At 71.3% G+C, this 15,280-nt stretch carries 12 protein-coding genes; 7 read left to right on the top strand and 5 right to left on the bottom strand.

Annotation, left to right across the window (positions count from 1 at the left end; translation table 11 throughout):
• Positions 1–102 precede the first annotated feature (102 nt).
• The gene (gene glgX / locus BT364_RS21245) at positions 103–2,325 is read left to right on the top strand and encodes a glycogen debranching protein GlgX (protein WP_072486800.1); all 2,223 of its coding nucleotides are present in this window, start codon (positions 103–105) and stop codon (positions 2,323–2,325) included.
• 18 nt (positions 2,326–2,343) lie between these two features.
• Here the strand turns inward: glgX and BT364_RS21240 are convergent, their stop codons facing one another.
• Genes BT364_RS21240 through BT364_RS21225 form a run of 4 tightly spaced genes read right to left on the bottom strand, consistent with a single transcriptional unit; the run spans position 2,344 to position 6,027 of the window.
• A complete protein-coding gene (locus tag BT364_RS21240; protein WP_072486799.1) occupies positions 2,344–2,991 on the bottom strand; it encodes a response regulator in 648 nt (215 codons plus the stop codon).
• Between the two features lie 19 nt (positions 2,992–3,010).
• Positions 3,011–4,300, bottom strand: a complete 1,290-nt coding sequence (locus tag BT364_RS21235; RefSeq protein WP_177328184.1) for a sensor histidine kinase — start codon at positions 4,298–4,300, stop codon at positions 3,011–3,013.
• A gap of 31 nt (positions 4,301–4,331) precedes the next feature.
• Positions 4,332–5,123 carry an ABC transporter permease gene (locus tag BT364_RS21230; protein WP_072486798.1) on the bottom strand — a complete coding sequence of 264 codons (792 nt, stop codon included), beginning with the start codon at positions 5,121–5,123 and terminating at the stop codon, positions 4,332–4,334.
• 1 nt (position 5,124) lies between these two features.
• On the bottom strand, positions 5,125–6,027 hold the full coding sequence (locus tag BT364_RS21225) for an ABC transporter ATP-binding protein (RefSeq protein ID WP_079179572.1): 903 nt from the start codon (positions 6,025–6,027) through the stop codon (positions 5,125–5,127).
• A gap of 173 nt (positions 6,028–6,200) precedes the next feature.
• On the opposite strand from BT364_RS21225, the gene BT364_RS21220 reads away from it, so the two are divergent.
• The gene (locus BT364_RS21220; RefSeq protein WP_072486796.1) at positions 6,201–8,051 is read left to right on the top strand and encodes an ABC transporter ATP-binding protein; all 1,851 of its coding nucleotides are present in this window, start codon (positions 6,201–6,203) and stop codon (positions 8,049–8,051) included.
• Complete coding sequence (locus BT364_RS21215; protein ID WP_072486795.1) at positions 8,048–9,901, top strand: ABC transporter ATP-binding protein; 1,854 nt, start codon at positions 8,048–8,050, stop codon at positions 9,899–9,901. Before BT364_RS21220 ends, BT364_RS21215 begins: the two co-directional genes overlap by 4 nt.
• 64 nt (positions 9,902–9,965) lie before the next feature.
• Here the strand turns inward: BT364_RS21215 and BT364_RS21210 are convergent, their stop codons facing one another.
• Entirely contained in the window at positions 9,966–11,171 is a 1,206-nt protein-coding gene (locus BT364_RS21210) for a cytochrome P450 (protein ID WP_072486872.1), read from the bottom strand.
• A 184-nt stretch (positions 11,172–11,355) separates the two neighbouring features.
• Here BT364_RS21210 and BT364_RS21205 point away from each other — a divergent pair, with 184 nt between their 5' ends.
• From BT364_RS21205 to BT364_RS21190, 4 genes are all read left to right on the top strand, one after another.
• Positions 11,356–12,030: a GbsR/MarR family transcriptional regulator gene (locus BT364_RS21205; protein WP_072486794.1), complete on the top strand. Its 675-nt coding sequence runs from the start codon at positions 11,356–11,358 to the stop codon at positions 12,028–12,030.
• Positions 12,031–12,438: 408 nt separating this feature from the next.
• Positions 12,439–13,221 carry an isoprenyl transferase gene (locus BT364_RS21200; protein WP_072486793.1) on the top strand — a complete coding sequence of 261 codons (783 nt, stop codon included), beginning with the start codon at positions 12,439–12,441 and terminating at the stop codon, positions 13,219–13,221.
• Between the two features lie 160 nt (positions 13,222–13,381).
• Positions 13,382–13,504, top strand: coding sequence for a hypothetical protein (locus BT364_RS43130; RefSeq protein WP_256260126.1), 123 nt, complete (start codon positions 13,382–13,384; stop codon positions 13,502–13,504).
• 103 nt (positions 13,505–13,607) lie between these two features.
• Positions 13,608–14,639 carry an alcohol dehydrogenase gene (locus BT364_RS21190; RefSeq protein ID WP_072486791.1) on the top strand — a complete coding sequence of 344 codons (1,032 nt, stop codon included), beginning with the start codon at positions 13,608–13,610 and terminating at the stop codon, positions 14,637–14,639.
• The last annotated feature ends 641 nt before the right edge of the window (positions 14,640–15,280 follow it).

Raw genomic sequence — 15,280 nt, 5'->3', positions numbered from 1 at the left:
GTGGGCAGGAACAGGGGGGAGGACGACACTCGGGGAGCCGCGGCCGGGACGCCGCGCGCTCCTCCCAGGTGCCGGATCCCACGAGCCGCGGGAGGCGAGCAGGTGTCGAGCGCAGCCGAGCAGGAGGCAGTGCAGGAGCCGGGGACGGCGGCCGGGCGGCAGGCCGTGCCGGGGCCGCCTTCGGCCGTGTGGCCCGGCGCCCCGACGCCGCTCGGGGCCCGTTTCCGGGTGGGCCCCGATGGGGTGGCGGGCACCAACTTCGCGCTCTGGTCGGGTGGTTCGGAGGCCGTCGAGCTCTGCCTCTTCGACGAGGACGGGACCGAGCGGCGCCTCGCGCTGACCGAGCTGACCCATGAGATCCGGCACGGCTTCGTGCCGGGCGTACGGCCGGGGCAGCGCTACGGCTACCGGGTGCACGGCCGCTGGGACCCCTGGACCGGGGCCCGCTGGAACCCGGCGAAGCTGCTCCTCGATCCGTACGCACGGGCGGTGGACGGCTCGTTCACCCTTCCGCCCGAGGTGTACGGCCATGTGAGGGACTGGCCGCAGCAGCATGTCGCCGACACCGTCCGCGACGAACGGGACTCCGCTCGCCACGTCCCCAAGGGTGTCGTGGTCCATGACGACGACGACTGGGCCGAGGACCGCCGGCCCAAGACGCCGTGGGCGGACTCGGTCATCTACGAACTCCATGTGCGCGGCTTCACCAAGCTGCACCCCGGGATCCCCGAGGAGCTGCGGGGCACGTACGCCGGTCTCGCCCATCCGGCGGCCGTCGGGCACCTTCAGCGGCTCGGGGTGACGGCGGTGGAGCTGCTGCCGGTCCATCAGTTCGCCCACGAGGACCATCTGCTGAGGCGCGGGCTGCGCAACTACTGGGGCTACAACTCCATCGGCTACTTCGCCCCGCACGCCGGCTACTCGGCGAGCGGCACCGCGGGCCAGCAGGTCGGCGAGTTCAAGCGGATGGTGCGGGCCCTGCACGACGCCGGGATCGAGGTGATCCTCGACGTGGTCTACAACCACACGGCGGAGGCGGGCGAGCTCGGGCCGATGCTCTCGCTGCGCGGCATCGACAACCGCGGCTACTACCGCCTCCAGTCCGACGCCCGCAGATACGCGGACTACACCGGCTGCGGCAACACCCTGCACGTGGTCCAGCCGCAGGTGCTGCGGCTGATCACGGACTCGCTGCGGTACTGGGTGACGGAGATGGGCGTCGACGGCTTCCGCTTCGACCTGGCGGCCGCGCTGGCCCGCTCCATGCACGACGTCGACATGCTCTCGCCGTTCCTCGCGGTGATCGCCCAGGACCCGGTGCTGCGCCGGGTGAAACTGATCGCCGAGCCGTGGGACGTCGGCAACGGCGGCTACCAGGTGGGCGCCTTCCCGCCGCTGTGGACCGAGTGGAACGACCGCTACCGGGACGCCGTCCGGGACTTCTGGCGCGGCGCCCTGCCCGACGTGCGCGACCTCGGCTACCGGCTGACCGGATCCAGCGACCTCTACGCGTGGGGCGGCCGGCGCCCGTACGCCTCGGTCAACTTCGTCACCGCGCACGACGGCTTCACCCTGCGCGACCTCGTCAGCTACGAACAGAAGCACAACGAGGCCAACGGCGAGGGCAACCGGGACGGCACCTCGGACAACCGGGCCTGGAACTGCGGCGCCGAGGGCGAGAGCGAGGACCCCGGGATCAACGCGCTGCGCCGCCGCCAGCTGCGCAATCTGCTGACCACGCTGCTGCTGTCGACGGGCGTGCCGATGCTGGTCGCGGGCGACGAGATGGGCCGTACGCAGGGCGGCAACAACAACGCGTACTGCCAGGACAACGAGATCGGCTGGCTGGACTGGTCACTGCTCGAACAGCCCGGGTGGCGGGCGCTGACCGAGCTGACGGCACGGGTGCTACGGCTGCGCCACACCCATCCGGTGCTGCGCCGCCGGGCCTTCTTCTCCGGGCTGCCGCAGGCGGCGGACGGACTGCGTGACCTGGCGTGGTTCACCGCAGGGGGTACGGAGATGACGGAGGCGGACTGGTACGCACCGGCCGCCGCGGTCGGGCTCTATCTCTCCGGACGCGACATCCCCGGCCGGGACGCGCGCGGCGAGCCGATCACGGACGACAGCTTTCTGACGGTCCTGCACGCCGGTCACCGGCCGGCCGGCTTCCGGCTCCCCGGGCCGCCGTGGGCGCACAGCTACGAGATGGTCCTGGACACCTCACGGGAGGACCAGGCAGCGGCCCCCGGCACCGTCCACCCGGGCGACGGGACGCTGGCCTTGCCGGCCAGGTCGGTGCAGCTGCTGCGCGTCACAAAGTGAGCGGTGTGCGCGGCCGGGTCAGCCGAGGATGCCCCGGTCGTAGCCGATCGCGACGGCGGCGGCCCGGTCCTTGGCGCCCAGCTTCGCGAAGACATGGGTGAGATGGGTCTTCACGGTGGCCTCACTGATGAACAGCTCGGCGGCGATCTCCCGGTTCGACGTGCCCTTCGCGACGAGTTCGAGCACCTCGCGCTCGCGGACCGACAGCGCCTCGCTGCCCGCCGCCGGGGTGCGCACCCGTGAGATGAGCCGGGAGGCGACGGCGGGCGAGAGCACGGTGCGGCCGTCGGCGGCGGCGCGGACGGCGGTGAACAGCTCGTCGCGGGGCGCGTCCTTGAGCAGATAACCGGTCGCGCCGGCCTCGATCGCGGGCAGGGTGTCGGAGTCGGTGTCGTACGTGGTGAGGACCAAAACCTTGGAGCGGGCGCCGCGCCGGGCCAGTTCGGCGATGGCGGCGACTCCGCCGCCGCCCGGCATCCGCAGGTCCATCAGGACGACATCGGGGTCCAGCCGGACCGCCAGGTCCACCCCCTCCACCCCGTTCGACGCCTCCCCGAGGACCTCGAAGTCCGGGGCCGAGTCGAACATGCCGCGCAGACCGTCCCGTACGACGGGGTGGTCGTCGACGACGACGAGTGTGATGACGCGTGCGGATTCCTGAGCCATGGCAGGCCAACCGTACTGGTCATCGGCTGTGCCGGACCAGGGGCACCCGGGCACTGACCGCCGTGCCCCGGCCCGGCTCGGTCTCCACCTCGACGGTGCCCGCGATGCGCTCGGCGCGGGCCCGCATGCCGCCGAGCCCGAAACCGCCCGCACCGCCGGCCGGTGGCAGGGCGACCGGGTCGAAGCCGCAGCCGTCGTCCCGTACGTCCAGGGTGAGTTCGTCCCCCATGAACGACAGCGTGACACCGGCCCGGGAAGCCCCGGCGTGGCGGCCGACATTGGCGAGGGCCTCCTCGGCGATCCGCAGGAGGGTGGCGGCTATCTCGTCGTGGACCGGCTCGACGGTGCCGGTGACGGTGAACTCGGCCCGGACCCCGTGGCGTTCCGCCCAGTCGGTGACCGTGCGCTTCAGCGCGCCCGGCAGGTCGTCGTGTTCCAGTGCGGCGGGGACCAGGTCGTGGACCGAGCGGCGTGCCTCGCCGAGGCTGTGCCGGGCGAGGTCGGCGGCGCGGTCCAGGTGCACCCGGGCCAGCGCCGGGTCGGTGTCGCCGATCGAGTCCACCACCTGGAGCTGGGCGATGATGCCGGCCAGTCCCTGGGCCAGGGTGTCGTGGATCTCGGCGGCGAGCCGACGGCGCTCGTCGGCGACGCCCGCCTCGCGGGCCTGGACCAGGAGCTGGGCGTGCAGCCCGGCGTTCTCCGCCAGGGCCTGTTCCAGGCGGGCGTTGGCCGACTCCAGTTCGGCGATGGTGTCGACCTGGGTGCGGGCGTGGTCGGCCTCGCGGTCGCCGATCTTGGCGAAGACCATGGTGAGGGTTCCGTGCAGACCGAGCAGGGCGGCGAAGGCGACCCAGTTCATCAGGGAGACCGGCGGCAGGCCGCTGCCGCACTGCGCACCCGCCATGATGGCGGCCGTGACCAGCAGCGCGGGACGGACGGCCCGCTGCGGGAGCAGCCGGCCGGTATCGAAATATCCGAGGATCGCGAACACCGAGTAGAAGGGGTTGCACCAGGTCAGTGCGAAGGCGAGCAGGGTGCGGGCGACGTAGTAGAGCTGCGACGCCCGCGACTTGGGGACAACGGTCGGCCCGACCCGCCCCCACCAGAGCTGGAGGGCGAGAGCGACGGGCACCAGCACCACGACGGCGTGCACGTCCGTGCGCTCCATGGTGAGCGGGGCGCTCGCGGCCGCGACGAGGGTGCTCAGGCCGAGGAGCCCGTAGGGCCCGTACCTGAAGAACCGTTCCCACCCGAGCTCGGCGCTCATCGCGCCGTTCCGGTGCGCCGTCGCCGTTTCCCACGCCTTCATGGGTGCAGTCTCCCCGTCTCCGGCGCGGCGGTCACTCCCAGCGGAACAGACGGGTCGCGAGCAGCGTCACCAGCGCCGTCCACAGCGCCATCACGCCGAGCTGGGTGAAGCCGGGCCAGCTGCCGGACGCCGCCCGGTCCAGCGCCTCGGACGCCGCTCCGAACGGGGTGAACCGGACGATGTCCCGGAGGGTGTCGGGCATGCTCTGCACCGGGATCCAGACGCCGGCGGTGAACATCATCAGGAGGTTCACGACCGAACTGATGGCGGCGGCCGCCTTGGTCGTACGGGAGAGGGCACAGAGCAGTGCGCCGAGGGTCAGCACGCTCGCCGTCGACAGGAGCAGCGCCAGGACGTAGGCGACGGGCTGTCCGGGCAGTTCGACGCCGAAGGCGACCCGGCCGACGGCCATCGCCAGTGCGGCGGAGCCGAGGGCGGCGGCGCCGTGCAGGGCGATCTGCGCGGTGAGCAGCGCGGAGGGGCGTACCGGAGTGGTGGACATCCGGCGCAGGATGCCGCGTTCGCGGTAGCCGGTGAGAACGGGCGGCATGGCCTGCAGCCCGGACATGATCATGGCGAGCAGGACCGCCACCGGTACGTACAGGTCGATGACGCGGCGGCCGCCGAGGTCGTCGGTGTGCTCCCGGAAGGAGGGGATGAGGCCGAGGATCGTCAGGAGCGCGGTCGGGAAGACGACGATCCAGAACAGGGCGCCGGGTTCGCGCAGGAAGAGCCGGGTCTCGGACCTGAGCACCGCCTTGCGCGCGGATGCCGGTGCGGGTGCCGTGGTGGCCGTCGCCGTGGCCGGGTTCGCCGTGGTCATCTCAGGCCGCCTGTTCTGTGAGGTCGAGGAAGGCGTCGTCGAGCGTCGCCTCCGAGACGCGGAGCCGGTGTGCGGTGATGCTGTGCCGGGCCAGCAGGGAGATCACGGCGTTGACCGTCTCGTCGGTGCCGCTGATGTCGATCCGGTCGTCCTTGCGCTCCACGGAGGCCGCGCCGGGCAGTTGCTCCAGCTCGGCATCGGTGAGCGGCCGCGACGGGGTGAAGGAGATGACCGTGGAGCTGCCCGCCCTGCCGATCAGGCCGGAGGGGGTGTCGAGGGCGACGACCTTCCCCCTGTCGATGACGGCGATCCGGTCGCAGAGCTGTCTGGCCTCCTCCATGAAGTGGGTGACCAGCAGGACGGTGACGCCGCTGTCGCGTACGTCCTCGATGAGTTTCCAGGTGTCCCGGCGGGCCCGTGGGTCCAGGCCGGTGGTCAGTTCGTCGAGCACCACCACCCGCGGGTTGCCGACCAGGGCGAGCGCGATGGACAGCCGCTGCTTCTGACCGCCGGACAGCTTGGCGAAGCGGGTGCCGTACACGGTGTGCAGGCCCAGCCGTTCGGCGAGCTCCCGCCAGTCGGCGGGGTCCGGGTAGAAGGCGCTGTAGAGCTCCAGCGCCTCGGCCACGGTGAGTTTGGGCTGGAGTTCGCTCTCCTGGAGCTGGGCGCCGAGCAGCCGGGTGACCCGGTCGTGGTCGGCGACGGGGTCGAGTCCGGCGACGCGGACCGTGCCGGCGTCGGGGACCCTGAGTCCCTCGACGCACTCGACGGTGGTGGTCTTGCCCGCGCCGTTGGGGCCGAGGATCCCGAAGATCTCCCCCTCGTCGACGGCGAAGCTCACTGAGTCGACCACGGTGCGCCCGGCGTACGCCTTCCGCGCCCCGTTCACTTCGATGATTGCCATGCCCCCGAGCATCGTGTCGCGGGAGTCGGCGCACCATCGTCCATCGCGCTCGAAGAGGCATCAGCCGATCGGTTGATACGGGCTACGACCTGCGCTCCCCGGGCCCGGCCGGCGCCCGCCGGCCGGAAAAACCACATGAGCGATGTCAGGGGTGAACCGTAGGCTCGACTGTGATGCCCGAAGAACATGCAGAGCCCAAGGACCGGTCCACCGTTCAGTCCCTGTTGCGGTTGTGGCCCTATGTGAAGCCGGTGCGCAAGCGGCTGTTCGGCGCCGCGCTGGTCGCGATCGTCGCGTCCTGCGTCGGCCTGGTGATCCCCCTCGTCCTGAAGTGGATCGTCGACGGCCCGGTGACGGACCGCGACCCCGGCGGGGTCTGGCTCGGCGCGCTGTATCTGTTGCTGCTGGGCATCGCCGAGGCTGCGCTGTTCGGGGTGCGGCGGTGGATGGTGGCGCGGCCGCTGGCCGGGGTCGAGGCGGCGATGCGGGCCGATCTGTACCGGCATCTCCAGCGGCTGCCGGTGGCGTTCCACGACCGCTGGGCATCGGGGCAGTTGCTCTCGCGCGCGACCACGGACCTGATGCTGCTGCGTCAGTTCCTGGCCTTCCCGCTGACCTTCCTGCTGGTCAACGGGGCGACGATCCTGATCGGCTTCGTCATCCTGCTGATGCAGCAGTGGACGCTGGGACTGGTGCTGCTCACTCCGGTGGTGCCGATGGTGATCATCTGCCTGGTCTTCGAGACGAAGTTCTCGGCGGTGGCGCGCCGGGCCCAGGACCAGGTCGGTGATCTGACGACGGTCGTCGAGGAGAGCGTGCTCGGCATCCGCATCATCAAGGGCTTCGGCCGGCACCGCAGCCAGGCCCTCTCCTTCCGTTCCCTCTCGGAGCGGCTGCGCACCACGGAGCTGGGCAAGGCCCGTCTCCTCGCGGGCATCTGGTCCTCCATCACCCTGATCCCGGAGCTGGCCATCGGTGCGGCGCTGGTGCTCGGCACGGTCCAGGTCGCGGACGGCGGCCTCTCCGCGGGCACTCTGGTCGCCTTCCTCTCCACCGCGCTCGCGCTGCGCTGGCCGGTCGAGTCGATCGGCTTCCTGCTGGCGATGAGCCAGGAGTCGGCGACGGCGACCGAGCGGTTCTTCGAGGTGATGGACGTGGCCGAGGAGGAGGGCGCGTCCGGCGTGGAAGGGCCCGTCCGGGGCAGCGACTCGGCCCACGGTGAAATGGTCTTCGAGGGCGTGGAGTTCCGCTATCCCGACGCGGAGCCCGGCTCCGTGCCCGTGCTGTCCCGGATCGATCTGCGGATCCGCCCCGGCGAGACGATGGCCCTGGTCGGGGCCACGGGTTCCGGGAAGACGACGCTCACCGCCCTCGTGCCGCGGCTGCACGAGGCCACCGCGGGGCGGATCACGCTGGACGGTACGGACATCACCACCATGTCCCGGGAGCGGCTGCGCGAGCTGGTGTCGGTGGCCTTCGAGGAGCCGACGCTCTTCTCGGCGAGCGTCGGGGAGAACGTGCTGATGGGCGCCGAGGGTGCCGGGGACTACGAGTTGCGCAGGGCACTGGCCATCGCCCAGGCCGACTTCGCGCACGGTCTGCCCGAGGGCGTCGGCACCCAGGTCGGGGAGCAGGGCCTCAGCCTCTCCGGCGGCCAGCGGCAACGGCTGGCACTGGCCCGCGCCGTGGTCGGCCGGCCGCGCTTCCTCGTCCTGGACGATCCACTCTCCGCGCTGGACGTGCACACGGAGGCGCTGGTGGAGGCCGCGCTGCGGCAGGTCCTGGCGGAGACCACGGCGATCGTGGTCGCGCACCGGCCGTCCACCGTGATGCTCGCGGACCGGGTGGCGCTGCTCTCGGAGGGCCGGATCGCCGCCGTCGGCACCCATCAGGAACTGCTGCGCAGCAGCCCCGAGTACGCCTGGCTGATGTCGGGCGCCGAGGGCGCGCCGGACGCGCCCACCGAGGACGCCTTCCCCGACCTGTCCGCCGAGGACCACCTCGCCGAGAAGGGCACCCGATGACCAGTACGACGACTGCGGACACAGCCCCCGCCGAGCCCACCGAGGATGCCGGGAGCGCCGGGGACCGCTTCGACCGGGACGACCTGCCCACCCCGCCCGGCGCGACCGGGGCCCTGCTGAGATCGCTGCTGCGGCCGATGAGGGCCCGGGTGGCGCTGATCGCGCTGGTGCTGCTGGTCCAGCAGCTCTCGGTCCAGGCCGGTCCGCTGCTCGTCGCGTACGCCATCGACAGCGGGGTGCCCGCGTTCCGGGACGCGGAATACGGGCCGCTGATCGCGGTGGCCGTCGGGTACGCGCTGTGCTCGGCGGTGGCCGGGGGCACGCAGTACGCGTTCGTACGGGTCTCCTCCCTGGTCAACCAGGACGCGCTGCTCGATCTGCGCGGGCGGATCTTCCGTCATGCGCAGGCGCTGAGCGTGGACTTCCACGAGCGCTACACCTCGGGCCGGCTGATCTCCCGTTCCACCACGGACGTGGAGTCGCTGCGGGAGCTGCTCAGCGAGGGGCTCCAGGAGCTGATCGGCGTCGTCCTGTCCTTCGTCTCCATCTCGCTGATGCTGCTCTGGCTGGACTTCGGTCTGGGCTCGCTGGCCGTGCTCTCCTTCGTCCCGCTGTATCTGCTGGTGCGGCGCTTCCAGCGGCGGGCCGGTGTGCTGTACGCCGAGCGGTCCTCGGCGATCGCCGCGGTCATCGTGAAGTTCGCGGAGACGATGAACGGCATCCGCCCCGTCCAGGCCTTCCGCCGCGAGCCCGTCAACGACGCGCACTTCGAGGGCCTCAACAACACGCACCGGTGGACCAACGGCAGCGCGATGCTGGAGATGGGCCGCTACGTCGTCGGCTCCCGGCTGGTCGCCAACACGGCGGTCGCCGGAATCGTGCTGTGGGGCGCGTACCGGGTGGCCTCGGGCACCCTGGCGCTCGGGGTGCTGGCCGCGGCCGTGCTCTATCTGCGCCGGCTGTACGACCCGATCGACCGGCTCGGCATGTTCCTCAACTCCTACCAGTCGGCCGCGGCCTCGCTGGAGAAGATCGCGGGTCTGCTGGCCCAGACCCCGTCCGTCCCCGAGCCGTCCGACCCGCGGGAGCTGCCGGCCCTCACGGGCGAGCACCCGGGCCGGGAGGTCGTATTCGACCAGGTGCGCTTCGCCTACCGCACGGGCGGCGAGGTGCTGCCCCGCTTCGATCTGACGGTCCCGGCCGGGCAGACCGTCGCGGTGGTCGGGTCGACGGGTGCGGGCAAGTCGACGCTGGCCAAGCTGCTGGCCCGGTTCTACGACCCGACGGACGGCCGGGTGCTGCTCGACGGCACGGATCTGCGGGACCTGGCCGTGCCGGAGCTGCGGCGGGGTGTGGTGATGGTGACGCAGGAGGCGTTCCTGTTCTCCGGGACGGTCGCCGAGAACATCGCGATCGGCAGCCCGGACGCGACCCGCGCGGAGATCGAGCAGGCCGCCAAGGCGATCGGCGCGCACGATTTCATCAGCGCACTGCCCGACGGCTACGACACGGACGTACGCAAGCGGGGCGGCCGGATCTCGGCCGGTCAGCGCCAGCTGGTCGGCTTCGCCCGCGCCCTGCTCGCCAACCCGGCGGTGCTGATCCTCGACGAGGCGACGAGCTCGCTCGACATCCCCGGCGAGCAGGCCGTGCAACGGGCCATGGACACGGTGCTGCACGGCCGCACCGCGGTGGTGATCGCCCACCGCCTGTCCACGGTCGAGATCGCGGACCGGGTCCTGGTGATGGAACACGGCCGCATCGTGGAGGACGGCGCCCCGGCCGAACTCATCGCCGGCACGGGCCGCTTCGCGGGGCTGCACCGGGCGTGGCGGGAGAGCCTGACGTGAGCCGCCTCCGGCTCGGGTGCCCGGAGCCGGCGCAGCGCCCGGCGTCCACGGCGATCCTCGTCGCTCACGCCTCCCAGGTGACCGGGAGGCTCTTCACCCCGTAGACGTCCGCGGTCTCCGGACGCAGGGCAATCTCCTCGGGCGGTACGGCCAGGCGCAGCGTGGGGAAGCGGTTGAACAGCGCGGGGAACGCCACCTTCATCTCGACGCGGGCCAGTTGCTGTCCCAGGCACTGGTGGATGCCGTGGCCGAAGGCCAGGTGCCCGCCTTCCTGCCTGCGGAGGTCGAGCATGTGGGGATCGGCGAAGCGTTCGGGGTCGCGGTTGGCGGTGTTGTACGAGAGGATCACCCGCGAGCCGGCCTCGATGGTCCGGCCGCCCACCTCGACGTCCTCCAGCGCCGTTCTCATGAACGTCTTGGCGACGCTGAGATACCGCAGCAGTTCCTCCACGGCCCGGTCGGTGAGCGCGGGATCGGCGCGCAGCGCGGCCAGTTGCTCCGGGTTGCGCAGCAGCGCGAAGGTGCCGAGGGCCAGCATGTTCGTGGTGGTGTCGAGCCCGGCCGCCAGCAGGAGCAGGGCCATCCCCCTCAGTTCCTCGTCGGTCAGATCGCTGTCGGTGAGGTCGCTGAGCACGTCGTCGGTGGGGTTGGCGCGTTTGGCGGCCACCAGCTCCGCGAGGTAGTTCTGGGTCCCGGTATAGGCCGCGATCAGGTCCTCGTCGCTCGTCTCCCCGTTCATGAACGAGTCGACCTGTTCCTGGAAGGACCCCCGGTCCTGGTAAGGCACCCCCAGCAGTTCACAGATCACGATGGCGGGGATGGGCTTGGCGAACGCGGTCACCAGGTCCGCCGACGGCCCGGCCTCCTCCATGGCGTCCAGGTGGTCGGCGGTGATCTGCTCGATGCGCTCGGTGAGCAGTCGCATCCGCCGTACGGTGAACTTGCCCATCAGCGGCCTTCGATAGCGGCTGTGCTCGGGGTCGTCCATGAGGAGGAACTCGCCGGGCGGCGCCGGGGGCGCCTTCATGTCTCCGTAGTCGATGGTCGGGTGGAGCATGAGCTCCTTGCGTGAGCTGAACCGCGAGTCGGCCAGAACCGCCCTGACCAGGTCGTATCCGGTGATCAGCCAGCCGGGTTCTCCGCCGGGGAAGGTGTAGTGGCTGAGGGGGCCGTGCCGGCGGGCGTCGACCAGCTCGGCCGGCGGATCGAAGGGGCAGCCGGATCGGCGCGCCGCAGGCATCGTCGGGACGGTGTGCAGGAATTCACCCATGATCATTCCTCATCTCGCGATAGTACGCGTTTGACGATGCTTGAAAGCTACGTTGCATTCAGAATTTCTGTCAATCAACGAAAATGCATTTACGCAGGTCAGCGGCAGAAAATTGATGCAATGACGATGCGGTCAAATGCAATGATGCGTTGCAATGAATGACGGCGAAAGCAATACTGACGGCATGCCAGGAGAACGGTTGACCCAGCAGGACCGCCAGCGCATCGCGGCCGGAATCGCCGACGGGCTCTCCTACGCCGAGATCGCGAGGCGGCTCGACCGGCCGACCTCGACGATCAGCCGGGAGATCGGACGCAACGGCGGCTCCGGCGGCTACCAGCCCCAGCGGGCGCACCGGGCGGCGGGCCGGCGGGCGCGTCGTGGCACACCGGCGCCCCCGCGCGCGGCCGGACCATCGGGGGACGCGGCGGGAGAGGAGATCATCGAGATGGCGGTCCGGGCGGGGCTGCCGAGGATGACAGCACGCGTGCACGTCGACCTGCTGCTGTCCGAGGACGGCAGGCGCACCGCGGCCGAGCTGGCCCGCAGGCTGGAGGTCAGCCCCGCCTCCGTCTCCTTGGCCGTGAACTACCTCGTCCAGCACGGTTATGTCCGGCGTGAGCGCGATCCGCAGCGGCGCCGCGACGTCTATGTGATCGACGACGAGGCCTGGTACCGGTCCATCGTCCTCAGCACGCGGCAGACTCTCGAAGCGGCGCAGTCCGCGATGGTCACGGCGGAGGCGGCCGGGCCCGACAGCCCCGTGGGGCGGCGGATGGCCAAGGCAGGGGCGTTCCTGGAGCGGGTCAGCCTGGACATCATGGAGTCGGCCGACCGCTGGCGCAGCCTCCTCACCTGAGAGGAATCGGCCGAACCCGGGAAGCCTGCCGACCAGTTCCCGAGGACGCCCGGATCGCCTGCGGCGGGCGATGAACCACTACCCGGCCCGATCCGATCCGATCACACATCACCAGATCCACAGCTCTCTACACTTCGTCATGCGCCTGACAGCAGTGGCACCCGCACCACTCCCACCAACGGCACCACAGAGTCCTGACCGGCTCCCCGGCCGCCGCGTCGCCCACCTCGCCCATGCGGGTTGCGCGCAGCGGCCGTGAGCAGGGGCGGGGATTGGCGCCGTCGTACGCGGGGCTGCCAAGGTGGACCATGTCGGCGGCACCGGTGCGGACGCCAGCGTTCGCCGAGCTCGTCAAAGTGCCCCTGGTAGGGTCCGCGGCGAGCATCCACAACGCGATGGAGATGGTTCATGAGGCTGCTCCCACTGTTTCTCCGACGGCCGATCGAGGCGGTGTACGAGCGTCGGCTGGCCGCCACTCTGGCGGGGCTGCCCCGCCCGCAGCACGTCGGGATCATGCTCGACGGCAATCGGCGCTGGGCTCGGCAGGCGGGTCACGCGGACGTCCGGGAGGGGTACCGGGCGGGCGGCGCCAAGACGACCGAGTTCCTGGGCTGGTGCACTGCCGACGGAATCGAGCACGTGACCCTCTTCATGCTCTCCGACGACAACCTCGGGCGCCCCGCCGAGCAGCTCGGCCCGCTGATCGAGATCATCGAAGAGACCGTCCGGGACATCACGGCCGCAGGCCGCCCCTGGGAGGTCCAGGTGATCGGCTCGCTCGACATGCTGCCCGGTACCAGTGCCCAAGTGCTCAAGGAGGCCGCCGCCGCGACCGCCGGGCGCGGCGGGCTCAAGGTGGACGTCGCGGTCGGCTACGGCGGCCGACGGGAGATCGTCGATGCGGTGAAGAGCGCCTTCGAGGAACACATCGCTGCCGGTGGCGACCCTGCCGAACTGGTCGAACGGTTCGACATCGAGGACATCTCCCGGCATCTGTACTCGCCGACAGCCGACCACACCGACTTCATCATCCGAACCTCCGGAGAACAGCGGCTGTCCGGCTTCCTTCTCTGGCAGTCCGCGTACGCCGAGATGCACTGGGTGGACTGCTACTGGCCGGCGTTCCGTCACGTGGACTTCCTGCGCGCACTTCGCTCGTACGCGAGTCGTGAACGACGATTCGGCAAGTGACCCGCCACGCCCCTGGCGGATTCCAGGGGGTGGCGGGGTTTTCGTCGTGTCCGGGATCAGCACGCGCCAAACCGGGCGGTCAGACGGTGCCGAAGTCTCACGCTGGCCGTACGATCCCTGGAGCAGGCACCGGCTGCAGACGGCCCACGACGCCGACCGGTTGGCCGTGATGGAGGACGGCCGGATCACCGAACTGGGCACCCATGACGAGCTCGTGGCGGCCGACGGCGCGTACGCCGCGCTCTGGCGCTCCTGGCACGGCGAACGGCCGCCCTCCTCCTGAGCCGGCGGGGCCCCCGAACGCGCTGCCCGGCGCGCGTGACCGGGCCGGAGCTGATCTGCTGGTTCCGGGGGGCCGTCCACCCCGTACCCGCGGAGAGATCCAGATGAGCGTCCCCAGCGTCTACCGAGCCGCGCAGGCCACCGCCGCAGGCGGTCCTTTCGAGATCGTCGAGCGCGCGGTGGCGCAGCCGGGCCCGGGTCATGTCCGGGTGGCCGTGGACGCCTGCGGGATCTGCCACAGCGACGCGCTCTTCGTGGACGCCGCGCTGCCGGGCGTACGGTTCCCGGTGGTCCCGGGGCACGAGATCGCGGGCCGGATCGCGGAGCTCGGCGAGGGGACTCAGAACGCCTGGCAGGTGGGTGACCGGGTGGCGGTGGGCTGGTTCGGCGGCAGCTGCGGCCACTGCACGCCGTGCAGGCGGGGCGACTTCATGGTCTGCGTGAACCTGAAGGTGCCCGGATGGGCGTACGACGGTGGCTACGCCGAGAGCGTGACCGTCCCGGCGGACGCCCTGGCCCGGATCCCCGACGCGCTGGCGGCGGCCGACGCGGCGCCGATCGGCTGTGCGGGGGTGACCACGTACAACGGGCTGCGGCGCAGCGCCGCCCGGCCCGGGGACCTGGTCGCCGTGCTCGGCATCGGCGGCCTCGGGCACCTGGGCGTGCAGTACGCGGCGGCGATGGGCTTCGAGACGGTGGCGATCGCCCGCGGGGCCGCCAAGGCCGACTTCGCGCAGGAGCTCGGCGCGCACCACTACGTCGACAGCACCGCGGACACCGGCGTCGCGGACGCGTTGCAGGCCCTGGGCGGTGCCCGGGTCGTCCTGGCCACCGCCGCCAACTCCGCGGCCATCACGGCGACCGTGGAGGGGCTGGCGCCGCGCGGCGAGCTGGTGGTCATCGGCGCGGACGCGGAGCCGTTGGGGATCAGCCCGAACCAGTTGCTGATGTCGGGCAAGGTCGTCCGGGGCCACCCGTCCGGCACCGCGCAGGACGTGCAGGAAACCCTGGCGTTCAGCGCCCTGCACGGGATCCGCCCGATGACCGAGACCGTGCCGCTGGAAGGCGCGGAGGAGGCGTACCGCAAGATGCTGTCCGGCGCGGCCCGCTTCCGGATGGTGCTCACCACCGCCTGAGGCCGGTGGGAGCGCCGATTCCCGCAGGTGGTAAGGAAGTTACGGGGAGGCCGCGAGCGCGGCGCCCCGTGCCGCCCGCACGGTGTCGGCTACGACGGGTGCCGTAGTGCCCGCTTCCCTCCCGTGGACGGCGGGCCCGGTGGACGTGGTCAGGATCGACGGGCCACCCGGTACGGGTGAGCGAGGGAGAGCGCGCGGCGGGGACGACCGCCCTCTCCACCCCTGACGTACCCCCGGCCGGGCCGTGGGGCGAACGCGGCGAAAACGGCCGCGGCCGCCACGGCCGGCCGCGCGGAGCCGTGGTCACTTCAGGACACCCGGCTCTCCACGGGGAAGCCGATGGTAAGAAATCAGCCACATGCCGACGCCATCTCGGCCAGCGCCGAACACCCGCTCCCCCGACCGTTGTTCGAACACGAAGGCTTCGAGGCGGACCTCGGCACTCTCTTCGAATTCCGGGCACGGACGACGTCCTACGGCATCACGGTGATGATCCGCGAAACGTCCGCTTAACGAACATGACCTTTCCGGCAACGAACGAGTTCCGGCCAAGTTGTTGACGCGGTCCTGACAGGAACGGCTCCCGGCTGACACTCTTCACCCCGTTCTGCGCACTTCTCGCTCACCCCGGACGGCTCACC

It is taken from the genome of Streptomyces atratus, assembly GCF_900119365.1.
Taxonomy (GTDB): domain Bacteria; phylum Actinomycetota; class Actinomycetes; order Streptomycetales; family Streptomycetaceae; genus Streptomyces; species Streptomyces atratus_B.
The sequence above is the reverse complement of the archived record's forward strand: the minus strand, read 5'-3'. Positions and strand labels throughout refer to the sequence as shown.

Excerpts from the sequence above, each read along its gene's own strand:
- BT364_RS21240 (WP_072486799.1), bottom strand. The coding sequence starts at position 2,991 with ATGGCTCAGGAATCCGCACGCGTCATCACACTCGTCGTCGTCGACGAC.
- BT364_RS21235 (WP_177328184.1), bottom strand. The coding sequence starts at position 4,300 with ATGAAGGCGTGGGAAACGGCGACGGCGCACCGGAACGGCGCGATGAGC.
- BT364_RS21230 (WP_072486798.1), bottom strand. The coding sequence starts at position 5,123 with ATGACCACGGCGAACCCGGCCACGGCGACGGCCACCACGGCACCCGCA.
- BT364_RS21225 (WP_079179572.1), bottom strand. The coding sequence starts at position 6,027 with ATGGCAATCATCGAAGTGAACGGGGCGCGGAAGGCGTACGCCGGGCGC.
- BT364_RS21220 (WP_072486796.1), top strand. The coding sequence starts at position 6,201 with ATGCCCGAAGAACATGCAGAGCCCAAGGACCGGTCCACCGTTCAGTCC.
- BT364_RS21215 (WP_072486795.1), top strand. The coding sequence starts at position 8,048 with ATGACCAGTACGACGACTGCGGACACAGCCCCCGCCGAGCCCACCGAG.
- BT364_RS21210 (WP_072486872.1), bottom strand. The coding sequence starts at position 11,171 with ATGGGTGAATTCCTGCACACCGTCCCGACGATGCCTGCGGCGCGCCGA.
- BT364_RS21205 (WP_072486794.1), top strand. The coding sequence starts at position 11,356 with ATGCCAGGAGAACGGTTGACCCAGCAGGACCGCCAGCGCATCGCGGCC.
- BT364_RS21200 (WP_072486793.1), top strand. The coding sequence starts at position 12,439 with ATGAGGCTGCTCCCACTGTTTCTCCGACGGCCGATCGAGGCGGTGTAC.
- BT364_RS21190 (WP_072486791.1), top strand. The coding sequence starts at position 13,608 with ATGAGCGTCCCCAGCGTCTACCGAGCCGCGCAGGCCACCGCCGCAGGC.